The following is a 15,923-nucleotide window of genomic DNA, read 5'->3' as shown; positions in this document are numbered from 1 at the left end:
GATGGGGCAATTACATCGACTGGGTGAAAGTACGGGTAATCACGTCTTGCTGCTGTTCTTTGGTCAGCGAGTTGAAACGTACGGCATAACCGGATACGCGGATAGTCAACTGAGGGTATTTCTCAGGGTTTTCCATCGCTTCCAGCAGCATTTCACGGTTCATCACGTTGACGTTCAGGTGCTGGCCGCCTTCGATGGAGGCTTCGTGATGGAAGTAACCGTCCATCAGGCCCGCCAGGTTGGCTTTACGCACGTCGTCATCTTTACCCAGAGCGTTTGGCACGATGGAGAAGGTGTAGGAGATCCCGTCCTTCGCGTAAGCAAACGGCAGTTTGGCTACGGAGGTCAGAGAGGCTACAGCGCCTTTCTGGTCGCGGCCGTGCATTGGGTTGGCGCCAGGACCGAACGGCGCGCCTGCACGGCGACCATCTGGGGTGTTACCGGTTTTCTTGCCGTAGACCACGTTAGAAGTGATGGTCAGTACGGACTGGGTCGGTACCGCATTACGGTAGGTGCGCAGTTTCTGAATTTTCTTCATGAAACGTTCCACCAGGTCACAGGCGATGTCATCAACGCGGGCATCGTTGTTACCGAACTGCGGGTATTCACCTTCGATTTTGAAGTCGGTCGCCAGGCCGTCTTCGTCACGGATGGTGGAGACTTTGGCGTACTTGATGGCAGACAGGGAGTCAGCCGCGACCGACAGCCCGGCGATGCCGCAGGCCATGGTGCGGTAAACGTCACGGTCATGCAGGGCCATCAGCGCAGCTTCATAGCTGTACTTGTCGTGCATGTAGTGAATGATGTTCAGCGCGGTTACGTACTGTTTGGCCAGCCAGTCCATAAAGTGGTCCATGCGTTCCATGACTTTGTCATAGTCCAGCACGTCGTCCATCATTGGCGCTTCTTTCGGGCCCACCTGAATTTTCAGTTTTTCGTCAACGCCGCCGTTGATGGCGTACAACATGGTTTTCGCCAGGTTGGCACGGGCGCCGAAGAACTGCATTTGCTTGCCGACAATCATCGGGCTGACGCAACAGGCGATGGCGTAGTCATCGTTGTTGAAGTCAGGGCGCATCAGATCGTCGTTTTCGTACTGTACGGAGGAGGTGTCGATAGACACTTTCGCTGCGTATTTTTTGAAGTTCAACGGCAGTTTTTCAGACCACAGGATGGTCATGTTCGGTTCCGGAGACGGCCCCATGGTGTACAGGGTGTTCAGGAAACGGAAGCTGTTTTTGGTGACCAGAGTACGGCCGTCAACGCCCATACCCGCCAGGGATTCAGTCGCCCAGATTGGGTCGCCGGAGAACAGCTCATCATACTCAGGGGTACGCAGGAAGCGCACCATACGCAGTTTCATTACCAGGTGGTCAATCAGTTCCTGCGCTTGCTCTTCGCTCAGCTTGCCTGCTTTGATATCGCGTTCGATGAACACGTCAAGGAAGGTGGATACGCGGCCGAAGGACATTGCTGCGCCGTTCTGGGATTTCACCGCGGCCAGGTAGCCGAAGTAGGTCCACTGCACGGCTTCTTGCGCGGTAGTCGCTGGGCCGGAGATGTCGCAGCCGTATTTGGCGGCCATTTCTTTAATCTGGGCCAGAGCGCGGTGTTGTTCAGCGATTTCTTCACGCAGCTGAATGGTCATTTCCAGATCTTCGCCGTTTTCCAGCTTGGTCTGCAAAGATTTGAACTGGTTCAGCTTGTCGGCCATCAGGAAGTCGATACCGTACAGCGCAACGCGGCGGTAGTCGCCGATGATACGGCCACGGCCGTAAGCATCCGGCAGACCGGTCAGCACGCCGGATTTGCGGCAGTTCAGGATGTCTTTGGTGTAAACGTCGAATACGCCCTGGTTGTGGGTCTTACGGTAGTCGGTGAAGACTTTTTTCAGCTGTGGATCCAGTTCGCGGCCATAAACCTTGCAAGAACCTTCAACCATTTTAATGCCGCCGAACGGGATCAGGGCGCGTTTCAGAGGCTCGTCGGTCTGCAAGCCAACGATGGTTTCCAGCTCTTTGGCAATATAGCCTGCGTCATGGGAAGTGATGGTCGCGACAACGTTGGTGTCGAAATCAACCGGCGCATGGGTGCGGTTCTCCAGTTTGATCCCTTCCATAACCTTGTCCCACAGGGTGGAGGTGGCCTGAGTTGCGCCGGCCAGGAAGGATTCATCACCCTCGTAAGGAGTGTAGTTTTTCTGGATGAAGTCACGAACGTTGACTTCATTCTGCCAGTCACCTTTGCTGAAACCTTCCCAAGCTTTGGCTAACTTCTCGTTAAGTTCGGTCATTATACACCTACCTTTAATTGTGGATTTCTAACTCGGCGCACGGTAACTGGCAGCTTAATGCTGCTGTTCACCACCACGCAGATAAATTACCCAGTAAGTCAACCCAACCAGCAGACCGCCGCCAATGATGTTGCCGATGGTGACGGGGATCAGATTGTCGATGATGAAGTTGCTTACGGTCAGATGAGCAAATTGCTCGGGTGCTGCCCCTACGGCTTGCCAGAATTCTGGCGTGGCGAAGTGTTTGACCACGATACCCATAGGGATCATAAACATGTTGGCGATGCTGTGTTCGAAACCGCTGGCGACAAACATGCCGACCGGCAGAATCATGGCGAACATTTTGTCCATCAGGCTGCGGCCGGAATAGCTCATCCACACGGCCAGACAGACCATCAGGTTAGCCAGAATGCCGAGGCAGACGGCCTCAATAAAAGTGTGATGCAACTTGTGGTCAGCGGTTTGCAGGACATTCAGGCCCCATTGGCCGTTGGCGACCATGTGTTCACCGGAGAACCAGATGAGTGCTACAAAGAACAACGCGCCAATCAGGTTGCCGATGTAGACGTTCAACCAGTTGGCTGCCAGTTGATACCAACTGATGCGGCCGCTGGCTTTGGCAATCACAATCAGCACGGTGGAGGTGAACAGGTCTGCACCTGAGACCACAACCAGCATTAACCCCAGAGAGAAACAGATGCCGCCGACCAGTTTTGCCAGGCCGAAAGGCACACCGGCAGTGCCGGTAGTCGCAGTGATATAAAACACGAATGCGATGGAAATAAAGACACCTGCAGTGATCGCCAAATAAAAAGTTTTCAGCGGATGCTTGGTGGCTTTATACACACCTGCATCTTCAGCGATTTTCGCCGTTGCCGCAGGTAATATCAGATCGAAGGGGTTGTCAGCTTTCACACTAACTCTCTCTCTTAAGGGTTAAAACAACGCAATGAGATACTAGCAAAGCAGTATAGGGTAAAAATTGATTTGGATCATAAGGCGGGGAACTAGAGCGGTAAAAAACCAGATAAATAGTAGGTGATAATGGTGTAATTACTTGATTTTAAATTAAAAAATATTTTTTAATCTTTGCAATTAATTTTGAATTGGCAGAATGAACGCGACTCTGAAAGGTTAAATATTGATGCGTATTGTCTCTTTTTGGCAGTTAAAGTTTACTTATCGGTTAATTATTATTTCACCGCTCCGCAACAATTAACGTTTTTTTCATCTTGTTTGTTGATAAGTGCGTAATTAACCGGAAAAAATAAGAAGAGAAAAGGGTGATTAACCGTCAAAATAATATCTGGTTATTTTCTTTGCTGTGTTTATGGGGGCAGTATCCAGCGCTCTACCCCTTTAGGAGTGGCGCCGGCAGACAAGCTGCCGACGCATCAAGACTGCCGTTATGCCTGCGCCCAGTGGCGACGTTTGGCGTTTTGCAGTTTTTCGTAGGCCGCCAACAGCGCCTGATGCGCCGGTAACGCTTTCAGATCGCTGTCGACAGCGAACAAGCCGTTAAAGCGCTCTTCGCCGCTAATGGCCGCAGAGGCGGCGTCGACCGCTTCCTGACCGTACATTTTCACGAAGGCGCCATAGTACTGAGCCGGATCGCGCTCAGGCTCCTGCGTCAGCAGCAGCAGGGTTTGCAGACAACGGTAGTAGTTGCTACGCGCCGGGCTTAACACCGAGCCGTTAAAGTCCTGGGTCCATTCCGTCCAGATCAGAGCCTGATCCATATCACCGCCCGCCAGTGCCAGCATGGATTTCAGCTCGCCCACGCGCAGGGTATGCCAGGCGTTGTCTTTGCCGGAGGCAATGCCCAGCAGTTCACGCACGCGGGTGAAATCATCCAGGCCTTCGTCGTCCAGGCGCTCAATCAGCGCCAGATATTCTTGCGGCTCCCACTCGCTGCCCGGCAGTGCCAGCAGGGTATCACGCAGGTGCGCGCCCATGCTGTTATTGGCCAGCAGCAGATCTTCCGCCGGGTAGATGTCGGACATGCCGGGCACGATGATGCGGCAGGCGTACACGTCCAGATGCTCGTAGTCGGCGATGTACACTTCGGCGCCTTCTTTGTCGAAAATGCTCATCAGCGTGGCGAATTCTTCCTGCGTGCTGCCGCTGAAGTTCCAGTCGACAAACGGGTAATCCGCATCCTGCTTGAACATGTCCCAGGAGATCAGACCGCTGGAATCGATAAAGTGGGTTTCCAGATTGGTGTGTTCGGCCACTTCTTCGTCATCAAAGGTTGGCGCGGTGAACACGTCCAGATCCTTAAGACTACGGCCTTGCAGCAGTTCAGTCACGGTACGCTCAAGCGCCACGCCGAAGTCAGGATGAGCGCCGAACGAGGCGAAACAGGTGCCGTTGGCCGGGTTGAACAGCACTACGCAGATTACCGGGTAGTTGCCGCCCAATGAGGCGTCATAGGACAGGATCGGGAAGCCTTCCTGCTCCAGGCGAGCAATGGCTTCCACCACGCCCGGATAGCGGTCCAATACGTCGGCCGGGATCTCCGGCAGGCTGATGGATTCGGCGATAATGCGGTTTTTCACATAACGCTCGAAGACTTCGGAAAGGCCTTGTACGCGGGCTTCGTTCGCCGTGTTACCGGCTGACATGCCGTTGGACACGTACAGGTTGCCGATGATGTTCATCGGGATATAGACCGTCTGCTGGTCTGACTGACGGGAGAACGGCAGGGCGCAGATGCCGCGTTCGCCGTTGCCGGATTGCAAATCGATCAGATCGCCGGCAGTCAGTTCCTGCTCCGGATCGTAGAACGCATGCAGGCGCTCGTCGAGAATGCCTTCCGGCAGCGAATCATCGGCCGGGATCGGGAACCATTTCTCGTTCGGATAATGCACGAAATCGCCTTCGGCAATGTGCTTGCCCAGGTAGAAGTCGGCGAAGAAATAGTTGGTGGAAAGGCGCTCGAAGTATTCGCCCAAAGCGGAAGCCAGCGCGGCTTTTTGGCTGGCGCCTTTACCGTTGGTGAAGCACAGCGGGCAATCGCGATCGCGGATATGAACCGACCATACGTGCGGCACCGGGTTCAGCCAGGAGGCTTCTTCGATATTAAAACCCAGATCGCTTAATTTCTGTTGGAAACGGGCGATGGAGTCTTCCAGCGCGGCGTCTTTGCCAGGGATAAAAGTTTGCGTCATTGTCTTCACTTTTTGAGCGTACTAAAAACGCGCAATGATACGGGGTTTTACGCCCAAGCTCCATGTATTCCTAAAGCGGTGGCAAAGTCACAGTATTTTTGAGGATAAGGGCCATAATTCAGCGGGTTATCTATCAAGGAGAAACCTAATGAAATCAGTGAAACTCAGCGTTGCGGCACTACTTCTGGCAGGCGCAAGCGGTTCTGCGTTGGCATTGCCCTCCATCACCCTGCTGGCGACTGGCGGCACCATTGCCGGCGGCGGCGAATCGGCGACAAAATCCAATTACACGGCGGGTAAACTGGGCGTCGATGCGCTGGTGAATGCGGTGCCGGAGCTGAAAAACGTCGCCAATGTGCAAGGTGAGCAGGTAGTGAACATCGGTTCGCAGGATATGAACGATGAGGTGTGGTTGAAACTGGTGAAGAAAATCAACGCCGACTGCGGCAAAACGGATGGTTTTGTGATCACCCACGGCACCGACACGCTGGAAGAAACCGCTTATTTTCTCGATCTGACCGTCAAATGCGACAAGCCGGTGGTGATAGTCGGCGCGATGCGTCCGGCGACGGCGATGAGCGCCGACGGCCCGTTCAATCTGTATAACGCCGTAGTGACGGCGGCGGATCCGCAATCGGCCAAACGCGGGGTGTTGGTGGCGATGAACGACAGCGTACTGGATGCGCGCGACGTGACCAAAACCAACACCACCTCGGTGCAGACCTTCCAGTCGCCCAATTTCGGCCCGCTCGGTTATATCCATAACGGCAAAGTCGACTATCAACGTTCACCGCAACGCAAGCATACTACCGACACCCCCTTTGACGTATCCAACCTGACCGAACTGCCCAAGGTCGGTATCGTCTATAACTATGCCAACGCTTCCGATGCGCCGGCCAAGGCGCTGATCGCCGAAGGTTACCAGGGCATCGTCAGCGCTGGGGTCGGTAACGGCAACCTGTACAAAACCGTGTTTGATGCGCTGGCGACCGCCGCACATAACGGTGTGGCCATAGTGCGTTCTTCAAGAGTGCCGACCGGTTCCACCACGGAGGATGCGGAAGTGGATGACGCTAAATTCGGTTTTGTCGCCTCTGGTACGCTGAACCCGCAAAAAGCACGGATCCTGCTGCAGTTGGCGCTGACTCAGACCAAAGGCGCCAGACAAATCCAGCAGATGTTCAATCAATATTGAGTAGCTTCTACGGGGGGGCTACCCCCCGTTTTTTGTAGCCGGGCTATGCTGTAGACAATCATTTTACCGAGGATCGATCTTATGCAGGCCTTTGACCTCCAACGGATGGCATTGGATGAAACCACCCCGGCATTTTTGGCTGAGGTTGCGGCACGGTGCTTGTTCACTTTTTTACTGGTATTTATTTTTCTCAAAATGACCGGCCGCCGCGGTGTGCGGCAAATGTCATTGTTTGAGGTACTGATCATTTTGACGCTCGGTTCGGCAGCGGGGGACGTGGCGTTTTACCACGATGTCCCTTTGTTGCCGGTGCTGGCGGTTTTTATTTTCATCATGGTGCTGTATCGGCTTGCTACCTGGTTGATGGACCGTTTTGAAACACTCCAGACCTGGATGGAGGGCAAACCGCTGATTTTGATCAGCCATGGCATTTTCGATTGGGATACGCTGCAACGGGAGAACATTACCCACGACGAGTTCTTTATGGAGTTAAGACTGGTGGGGGTGGAGCATCTCGGCCAGGTACGCCTGGCTATCCTTGAGGTGAACGGGGCCATTTCGGTCTATTTTTATGCGGATGACGAGGTGCGCCCCGGTTTGCCCGTCTTGCCGGTGCAGTGTGTCAAGAGTCTGCCGCAGGCCGAAGCCGCAGGGGATTATGCCTGTAGCACCTGTAGCCTGATTGTGCCCCTGGCGGATTCTCAGCAACATATTTGCCCGCGTTGCGGCAATGGTCGGTGGATTGAGGCCTTGTCCCATAGCCGGGTTAGCTGAATACAGCATAAAAAACCGTGTTAACCCACTGAATTCTCCGACGTCGCAGCGTTTTATCGCACAAAAAAACGCAGAGACCGCAGAGCCTGTTATTCCGGCTTGCGGCAGTTTGCCGCCTGCGGGCGAATAAGCATTGCAGCAGCGTTACGTGAGTGATAAAACCGATGGGTTGGTTAACTCGACAGTTAACTTTGGGCGTATTTCGGTTGGCCAGTCTCATTGGCGAATAGTGAATGTGGTGAGGGGAAATGACTCAGGTTTATAATTTTAGCTCTGGCCCGGCAATGTTGCCGGTAGAAGTGTTGCGTCGTGCGGAACAGGAACTGTGCAACTGGCACGGTCTCGGCACCTCGGTGATGGAAATCAGCCATCGCAGTAAAGAGTTCATCGAAGTTGCCCAGCAATCCGAACAGGATCTGCGCGATCTGCTTAAGATCCCCTCCAACTACAAAGTGCTGTTCTGCCATGGTGGCGCCCGTGCGCAGTTTGCTGCACTGCCGCTGAATTTGCTGGGTGACAAAACCACTGCGGACTATATCGATGGTGGCTACTGGGCACACAGTGCCATCAAGGAAGCGGAGAAATACTGCACGCCAAATACCATCGATGTGAAAACCACCGTCGACGGTCTGCTCGGTATCAAACCGATGAAAGAGTGGCAGTTGAACGACAATGCGGCTTATGTGCATTACTGCCCGAATGAAACCATCGATGGCATTGCTATCAACGAGACGCCGGACTTTGGCGACAAAGTGGTGATCGGCGATTACTCTTCCACCATTTTGTCGGGCCCGCTGGACGTCAGCCGCTTTGGCGTGATTTACGCCGGCGCGCAGAAAAACATAGGGCCGGCAGGCCTGACGCTGGTGATCGTACGTGACGATCTGCTGGGTAAAGCGCGCCGCGAAGTGCCGTCAATTCTCGATTACACCGTGCTGGCCGAGAACGATTCCATGTTCAATACGCCACCGACTTTCGCTTGGTATCTGTCCGGCCTGGTATTCAAATGGCTGAAGGAGCAGGGTGGCCTGGTGGAAATGCACAAGCGCAATCAGGCCAAGGCCGAGTTGCTGTATGCAACCATCGATAATTCTGATTTCTACCGCAGCCGCGTGGCGCACGCCAACCGCTCCTGGATGAACGTACCCTTCCAATTGGCCGACTCGGCACTGGACAACGTGTTCCTCAGCGAAGCGGAGGCCATCGGCCTACAGGCGCTGAAAGGCCACCGCGTGGTTGGCGGCATGCGTGCTTCTATTTACAATGCCATGCCGCTGGCCGGCGTGCAGGCATTAACCGACTTTATGATCGACTTCGAACGTCGTCACGGTTAAGCCTCGTTGCCTGCTTTACGCGGGCAGCTTTCGCTGTTGTCCTCTTGCATTAAAGCGGCTCCGGCATTTTCCCGGAGCCGTTTCGTTTATCAGATTTTGGAGAGTTTTGTTCACATGGTGGATTCCCTGACGTTACAACCGGTCGCCTTGGTCAATGGCACCGTCAACTTACCCGGTTCCAAGAGCGTATCCAACCGTGCTCTGCTGCTGGCTGCGCTGGCGGAGGGAACGACCACGTTGACCAATCTGCTGGACAGCGACGACGTGCGTCATATGTTGAATGCACTTCAGGCGTTGGGCGTGAGTTATCAGCTGTCTGACGATCGCACCACTTGTATCGTCGAGGGCGTTGCCGGCCCGCTGGTGGCCCGCGAGCCGCTTGAGCTGTTCCTCGGCAATGCCGGTACCGCGATGCGCCCGCTGGCTGCGGCATTGTGTCTGGGGAGCGGCGATGTGGTGTTGACCGGTGAACCCCGCATGAAGGAGCGGCCGATTGGCCATCTGGTGGATGCTCTGCGCCAGGGCGGCGCGCAAATTGATTATCTGGAACAGGCCGATTACCCACCATTGCGCCTGCGCGGCGGTTTTCACGGCGGTGACGTGACCGTCGACGGCAGCGTTTCCAGCCAGTTCCTGACCGCATTGCTGATGGCCGCACCCTTGGCCGATCGGAACACGAATATCCATATCAAGGGCGAGTTGGTTTCTAAGCCGTACATTGATATTACGTTGCACCTGATGCGTACCTTCGGCGTAGAGGTCAGCCACGACAACTACCGCGTGTTCCATATTCAAGGCCGTCAAACCTACCGTTCACCGGGAGATTACCTGGTAGAAGGTGATGCATCCTCCGCGTCTTACTTCCTGGCGGCGGCGGCGATCAAAGGCGGCACTGTACGGGTGACCGGCATCGGCAAGAAAAGCGTTCAGGGCGACACCAAATTTGCCGACGTGCTGGAGAAAATGGGCGCGCGCATTACCTGGGGCGATGACTTTATCGAATGTAGCCGCGGCGAGCTGCATGGCATTGATATGGATATGAACCATATTCCGGACGCGGCAATGACTATTGCCACCGCGGCCCTGTTTGCCGAAGGGCCGACGACCATCCGCAATATCTATAATTGGCGGGTGAAAGAGACCGATCGCTTGGCCGCCATGGCGACTGAATTGCGCAAAGTGGGCGCTGAAGTGGATGAAGGTGAGGACTATATTCACGTGGTACCGCCGGCGAAGCTGAAGTTTGCCGATATCGGTACCTACAACGACCACCGTATGGCGATGTGTTTCTCGCTGGTGGCGTTGTCGGATACTCCGGTGACTATTCTCGATCCGAAATGCACAGCGAAAACCTTCCCGGACTATTTTGAGCAGTTGGCACGGATCAGCCAATTGGCGTAATCGACAGTCAGATGATTTCTTTTTAAGGCCCTAACCGGGCCTTTATCATTTTTAACGCTCTGGCCCTGAGACTTCTTCTATACTTTTCTGCGGTTATGGGCTTATTTTCAACAACCAGACAGTTCCAGGGTAACAGTTCGTCTCTTGGCAGCGTATAATACGCCACTGTACCTGCCCCGACTGGGCGGGCGGCAGGGGCGTTTTTAATTATGCTTTCGCGTTGTGCTGACGGCAGATTATGTCCCTGTGAGGTTTACTACCCGAAGGAGAGAGAAATGACGGCTACAGCCCCGGTGATAACCGTTGATGGACCAAGTGGCGCAGGCAAAGGCACACTGTGTAAAGCGTTGGCCGAATCCCTTGGTTGGCGTTTGCTGGATTCCGGTGCGATTTATCGCGTGCTGGCGTTGGCGGCGCTGCACCATCAGGTCGATATCACCTCTGAGGAGGCGCTGGTTCCGCTGGCCGCACATCTCGACGTTCGCTTTGTTGCCCAAGGCGGCAAACTGCAGGTCATTTTGGAAGGTGAGGACGTCAGTAATGAGATCCGCACTGAAACCGTCGGTAATACCGCTTCGCAGGCGGCGGCTTTTCCGCGCGTGCGCGAAGCTTTGCTGCGCCGTCAGCGTGCATTTCGCGAGGCCCCGGGTTTGATTGCCGATGGCCGCGATATGGGTACGGTGGTATTTCCCGATGCACCGGTAAAGATTTTCCTGGATGCCAGTTCGGACGAGCGTGCGCACCGCCGCATGCTACAGTTGCAGGAAAAGGGCTTTAATGTTAACTTTGAACGTCTTTTAGCCGAGATAAAGGAACGGGATGACCGTGACCGTAATCGGCCTATCGCGCCACTGGTGCCGGCTTCCGACGCCCTTGTGCTGGATTCAACCGGCATGTCGATCGACGAAGTCATCCAGCGTGCGCTGACTTATGCACATGAAGTGTTAGCGTTGCCGCAGCAATAAGCTGCCGCGACGTTATTGCTTTTTGTCATATTTGTCATAGCAGTATCGAACTATATCGGGTAAAATTTTACCCCTGTAACCTAAACCCTGTCGGCATGGAGCCAATGGCGGGGTATGTGAAACAACCCCATTCGGCGGGATGCTAAATGGACGTTAAACTATAGAACCCTGAAGATTAAACATGACTGAATCTTTCGCTCAACTCTTTGAAGAATCCCTGAAAACAATCGAAACCCGTCCGGGTTCCATCGTTCGTGGCGTTGTAGTTGCTATCGACAAAGACGTAGTACTGGTTGACGCCGGTCTGAAATCTGAGTCTGCCATCCCGGCTGAGCAATTCAAAAATGCACAGGGCGAGCTGGAAATCCAGGTAGGCGACGAAGTTGACGTTGCGCTGGACGCTGTTGAAGATGGCTTCGGTGAAACTCTGCTGTCCCGTGAGAAAGCTAAGCGTCACGAAGCTTGGATCACGCTGGAAAAAGCTTACGAAGAAGCTGAAACTGTCGTCGGTGTTATCAACGGCAAAGTTAAGGGTGGCTTCACTGTAGAGCTGAACGGTATTCGCGCGTTCCTGCCAGGTTCCCTGGTTGACGTGCGTCCAGTACGTGACACTCTGCACCTGGAAGGCAAAGAGCTTGAGTTCAAAGTCATCAAGCTGGACCAGAAACGCAACAACGTTGTAGTTTCTCGCCGTGCGGTTATCGAATCCGAAAACAGCGCAGAACGCGATCAACTGCTGGAAAACCTGCAGGAAGGCATGGAAGTTAAAGGTATCGTTAAGAACCTCACTGACTACGGTGCATTCGTTGATCTGGGCGGCGTAGACGGCCTGCTGCACATCACTGATATGGCTTGGAAACGCGTTAAGCATCCAAGCGAAATCGTCAACGTTGGCGACGAAATCACTGTTAAAGTGCTGAAGTTCGACCGCGAGCGTACTCGTGTTTCCCTGGGCCTGAAACAACTGGGCGAAGATCCATGGGTTGCTATCGCGAAACGTTACCCAGAAGGCACCAAGCTGACTGGTCGTGTAACCAACCTGACTGATTACGGCTGCTTCGTAGAAATCGAAGAAGGCGTTGAAGGTCTGGTACACGTTTCTGAAATGGATTGGACCAACAAAAACATCCATCCGTCCAAAGTTGTTAACGTGGGCGATGTAGTGGAAGTTATGGTTCTGGACATCGATGAAGAGCGTCGTCGTATTTCCCTGGGCCTGAAGCAGTGCAAATCTAACCCATGGCAGCTGTTCGCAGAAACCCACAACAAGGGCGACCGCGTTGAAGGTAAAATCAAGTCTATCACTGACTTCGGTATCTTCATCGGCCTGGACGGCGGTATCGACGGCCTGGTTCACCTGTCTGACATCTCCTGGAACGTTGCAGGCGAAGAAGCAGTACGTGAATACAAGAAAGGCGACGAAATCGCAGCGGTTGTTCTGCAAGTTGACGCAGAGCGCGAGCGTATCTCCCTGGGCGTGAAGCAACTGGCTGAAGATCCGTTCAATAACTACCTGTCTATGAACAAGAAAGGTACTATTGTTACTGGTAAAGTCACTGCAGTTGACGCCAAAGGTGCTACAGTTGAATTAGCAGGCGGCGTAGAAGGTTACCTGCGTGCATCTGAAGCCTCTCGCGACCGCATTGAAGATGCAACTCTGGTTCTGAATGTAGGCGACGACGTTGAAGCTAAATTCACCGGCGTTGACCGTAAGAACCGTGTAGTAAGCCTGTCCGTACGTGCTAAGGACGAAGCTGACGAGAAAGACGCTATCGCAACTGTTAACAACAAGCAGGAAGAAAGCAACTTCTCTAACGCAATGGCTGAAGCTTTCAAAGCGGCTAAAGGCGAGTAATGACGGGGGGCGGTTTCTGACCGCCCCGATACGGTAGTTTAGCTGCAAAGCTTGGAGGACTCATGACCAAGTCTGAACTTATTGAAAGACTTGCTGGCCAGCAATCTCATGTACCGGCGAAAGCCGTTGAGGATGCAGTGAAAGAGATGTTAGAACACATGGCTGCAACGTTAGCCGATGGTGAACGCATCGAGATCCGCGGATTCGGCAGTTTTTCTCTTCACTACCGTGCTCCGCGCGTTGGTCGCAACCCGAAAACTGGTGATAAAGTTGAGTTGGACGGCAAGTACGTTCCTCACTTCAAACCAGGTAAAGAGTTGCGTGACCGCGCCAATATCTATGGTTAATCACTGATTATTCATAGAGTTGTTGCTTGTAAAAAATATAAACGGTGCCTCAGGGCGCCGTTTTTTTTTGCCTGTCGTTCAACGGTTTTCTGATTTCTTAGCCTCCCGTACTGACCTTATTTTGCGCGCTACACCGCATCCTCTTGTCAATAAATGAAACCTGCATCGTTAACCTGCTGTGTGTGCCGCGAGCTGTCGAATGGGGGCTGGCGGCAGCCTGACTACGGGGGAACAATCCGGTCTACGGGTTGTGATGTGCAGTAGTTGCATGTCCGCTGTCTGACGGGAGAAAGGTCGATTAAAACTTCGCTGGATCTGGCGGTTATAGCCGTTGTCTGCGGTATTCTGCCGTTACTGGTGCTGCCGCAATTACCCGATGTATTAACAACTTTGCTGGTTGTGTTGCCCGTTAGCTTGATGTTGCGTTTCCGTTGGGTGGGCTGCCAATTTATTGCCTGGGGAGCACTGGGGTTTCTGTGGGCGACCTTCAACGCCGGCAACCTGGTGATGCAAGTCGACCGGCTTAGCCGTGGGCCGGAGGTGACCGCAGTGGTGCAGGTTGCCGGTGTTACTTTGGTACCCGCGGCCAGCCGACAAACGCTGATGCGCATTGAACAGGTTAACGGGCGTTGGTTAACGCCTTCAATTGCCTTCACTACCGTCTGGCAGCCGGAGGAGCCGCAACTGTGTGCTGGGCAACGTTGGGAACTCCGACTGCGTCTGAGAGCGGTACACGGCAAACTGAATGAGGGGGGATTCGATAGCCAGCGTTGGGCGATGGCGCAACGTCAACCACTGACTGCGCAGGTGAAACGCGCCAGGCTGCTGGAGGGTAGTTGCAGCTGGCGGCAACGTATCATCAGCCATGCCGAGAGCAATATTGGCGACCTGCGTTATAAATCGGTATTGCTGGCTTTAGCGTTTGGCGAAAGAACCTCGCTGGATCCGGCATTACGCACTTTGATGCTGAAAACCGGCATTGCTCACCTGATGGCAATTTCAGGCCTGCATGTGGCTATGGCGGCCATATTGATTTGGTTGGCGTTGCGGGCGGTTCAGTTATTATTGCCCGCTTATCTCATTGGCTACCGCTTCCCACTGCTGGCCAGTTGGTTTGGCACTTTGGCGTATGTCTGGCTGGCAGGCGCACAGCCCCCGGCGGTGCGTACCGCTGTGGCGTTAACGCTATGGATGCTACTACGTCTGCGCGGCGTTCACTGCACCTCATGGCAGGTATGGTTATGGTGCGTGGGGTTAATTCTGGTCTGCGATCCGCTGGCGGTACTGTCGGATAGCTTCTGGTTATCGGTTCTGGCGGTAGCCTGTCTGGTCTTTTGGTTCGAATGGGTGCCGTTAAGTGCACGTTTCCGCTCCGCTTGGTACTGGGCTCCGGTGCGTTGGCTGCATATTCAACTCGGTATCACGTTGCTGCTGGTGCCGATGCAAGCCGCTTTGTTTCTTGGATTGACGTTGACCTCTATGCCGGCGAATCTGTGGGCGGTACCCGTGGTTTCACTGGTGACGGTTCCCTTGATTTTGGTCGCGGTGATTTGTGGTGCCTTACCGTTACTGAGCGGTGGGTTATGGTGGTTGGCCGATTTGACACTGCTATGGGTGTTCACGCCGTTGTATTATTTGCAGCGTGGTTGGGTCGATCTGGGCGCCGCCTCGCTGCTGGTCAGCGCGGCGGGCTGGCTGCTGGTTATCTGCTGGCGTTTCCACTGGTGGTTAAGCTATGCGGCGGGATTGGCCGCAGTGGCGATATGCTGCGTACTGTGGCGAGAAAAAGAACCCGCATATCGTTGGCGGGTCGACATGCTGGACGTCGGCCATGGCCTGGCGGTGGTGATTGAAAGAAACGGCAAGGGAATATTGTTTGATACCGGCGATCGCTGGGCGACGGGCAGTGCTGCGGAACGTCATATTTTACCCATGCTCAACTGGCGGGGTATCGACCTGGAGCAAATTATTATCAGCCACGATCATCTTGACCATACCGGAGGGCTGGAAGAGGTACGGCAGGCATTTCCTCAGGCCAGGGTACGCAGCCCAATACTTGACCCGCTTCATTTACCCTGTGTGGCCGGCGAAAGCTGGCAGTGGCAGTCGCTGCAATTTCAGGTGTTATGGCCACCGAAAGCACTCAAACGACCGGTCAACGACGACTCCTGCGTGATCCGCGTCGATGATGGCCAATATAGCCTGTTACTGACCGGCGACGTGGAAAAGAAAGCGGAAGCACAGTTGCTCAGATCACAACGCGATCGGCTGGCATCCACGGTGCTTCAGGTTCCACATCACGGCAGCAGGACGTCTTCAACACCGCCCTTTCTGCGCGCGGTAGCGCCGGAGGTAGCTTTAGCGTCCGCATCTCGTTACAACAAATGGCGATTACCCGCTGTTAAAGTTATCGCCAGATATCTGGCAAATGGCATCATATGGCGCGATACTTCGCGCTCAGGTCAGATATCCGTGCTTTTTTTCGACAACGATTGGCAAATTAAAGGCTTTCGTGAACAATTAATGCCCCGTTGGTACCATCAGCGGTTTGGCGTAGAGGGTGATAATGAGTAAAATGGGCCGCTATTT

The 15,923-nt window shown here is 54.1% G+C and carries 11 protein-coding genes; 8 read left to right on the top strand and 3 right to left on the bottom strand.

Annotation, left to right across the window (positions count from 1 at the left end; all coding sequences use genetic code 11):
* Positions 1–10: 10 nt before the first annotated feature.
* The 3 genes from pflB to ycaO all read right to left on the bottom strand — a co-directional run bounded on the left by pflB (position 11) and on the right by ycaO (position 5,463).
* Complete coding sequence (pflB, locus tag V2S86_RS11180; protein WP_330762458.1) at positions 11–2,293, bottom strand: formate C-acetyltransferase; 2,283 nt, start codon at positions 2,291–2,293, stop codon at positions 11–13.
* A gap of 54 nt (positions 2,294–2,347) precedes the next feature.
* Complete coding sequence (gene focA, locus V2S86_RS11175; protein ID WP_330762457.1) at positions 2,348–3,208, bottom strand: formate transporter FocA; 861 nt, start codon at positions 3,206–3,208, stop codon at positions 2,348–2,350.
* A gap of 491 nt (positions 3,209–3,699) precedes the next feature.
* On the bottom strand, positions 3,700–5,463 hold the full coding sequence (gene ycaO / locus V2S86_RS11170) for a 30S ribosomal protein S12 methylthiotransferase accessory factor YcaO (RefSeq protein ID WP_330762456.1): 1,764 nt from the start codon (positions 5,461–5,463) through the stop codon (positions 3,700–3,702).
* 148 nt (positions 5,464–5,611) lie between these two features.
* Between ycaO and ansB the strand changes: the two genes are divergently transcribed.
* From ansB to V2S86_RS11130, 8 genes are all read left to right on the top strand, one after another.
* Positions 5,612–6,658 carry an L-asparaginase 2 gene (ansB, locus tag V2S86_RS11165; RefSeq protein WP_330762455.1) on the top strand — a complete coding sequence of 349 codons (1,047 nt, stop codon included), beginning with the start codon at positions 5,612–5,614 and terminating at the stop codon, positions 6,656–6,658.
* Between the two features lie 81 nt (positions 6,659–6,739).
* The gene (locus tag V2S86_RS11160; protein WP_330762454.1) at positions 6,740–7,432 is read left to right on the top strand and encodes a DUF421 domain-containing protein; all 693 of its coding nucleotides are present in this window, start codon (positions 6,740–6,742) and stop codon (positions 7,430–7,432) included.
* Between the two features lie 248 nt (positions 7,433–7,680).
* Positions 7,681–8,766: a 3-phosphoserine/phosphohydroxythreonine transaminase gene (serC, locus tag V2S86_RS11155; RefSeq protein WP_330762453.1), complete on the top strand. Its 1,086-nt coding sequence runs from the start codon at positions 7,681–7,683 to the stop codon at positions 8,764–8,766.
* A 114-nt stretch (positions 8,767–8,880) separates the two neighbouring features.
* A complete protein-coding gene (aroA, locus tag V2S86_RS11150; protein ID WP_330762452.1) occupies positions 8,881–10,167 on the top strand; it encodes a 3-phosphoshikimate 1-carboxyvinyltransferase in 1,287 nt (428 codons plus the stop codon).
* A gap of 275 nt (positions 10,168–10,442) precedes the next feature.
* Positions 10,443–11,132 carry a (d)CMP kinase gene (gene cmk / locus V2S86_RS11145; protein ID WP_330762451.1) on the top strand — a complete coding sequence of 230 codons (690 nt, stop codon included), beginning with the start codon at positions 10,443–10,445 and terminating at the stop codon, positions 11,130–11,132.
* A gap of 181 nt (positions 11,133–11,313) precedes the next feature.
* Positions 11,314–12,987, top strand: coding sequence for a 30S ribosomal protein S1 (gene rpsA / locus V2S86_RS11140; protein ID WP_004942650.1), 1,674 nt, complete (start codon positions 11,314–11,316; stop codon positions 12,985–12,987).
* Positions 12,988–13,049: 62 nt separating this feature from the next.
* Entirely contained in the window at positions 13,050–13,334 is a 285-nt protein-coding gene (gene ihfB, locus V2S86_RS11135; protein WP_004942652.1) for an integration host factor subunit beta, read from the top strand.
* Between the two features lie 264 nt (positions 13,335–13,598).
* The gene (locus V2S86_RS11130; protein WP_442996153.1) at positions 13,599–15,908 is read left to right on the top strand and encodes a ComEC family protein; all 2,310 of its coding nucleotides are present in this window, start codon (positions 13,599–13,601) and stop codon (positions 15,906–15,908) included.
* Positions 15,909–15,923: the final 15 nt, after the last annotated feature.

Source organism: Serratia sp. C2(1), from assembly GCF_036352655.1.
Classification (GTDB): domain Bacteria; phylum Pseudomonadota; class Gammaproteobacteria; order Enterobacterales; family Enterobacteriaceae; genus Serratia; species Serratia inhibens.
Note: the sequence above shows the minus strand (reverse complement) of the source record. Positions and strands in the feature narration are given on the sequence as shown.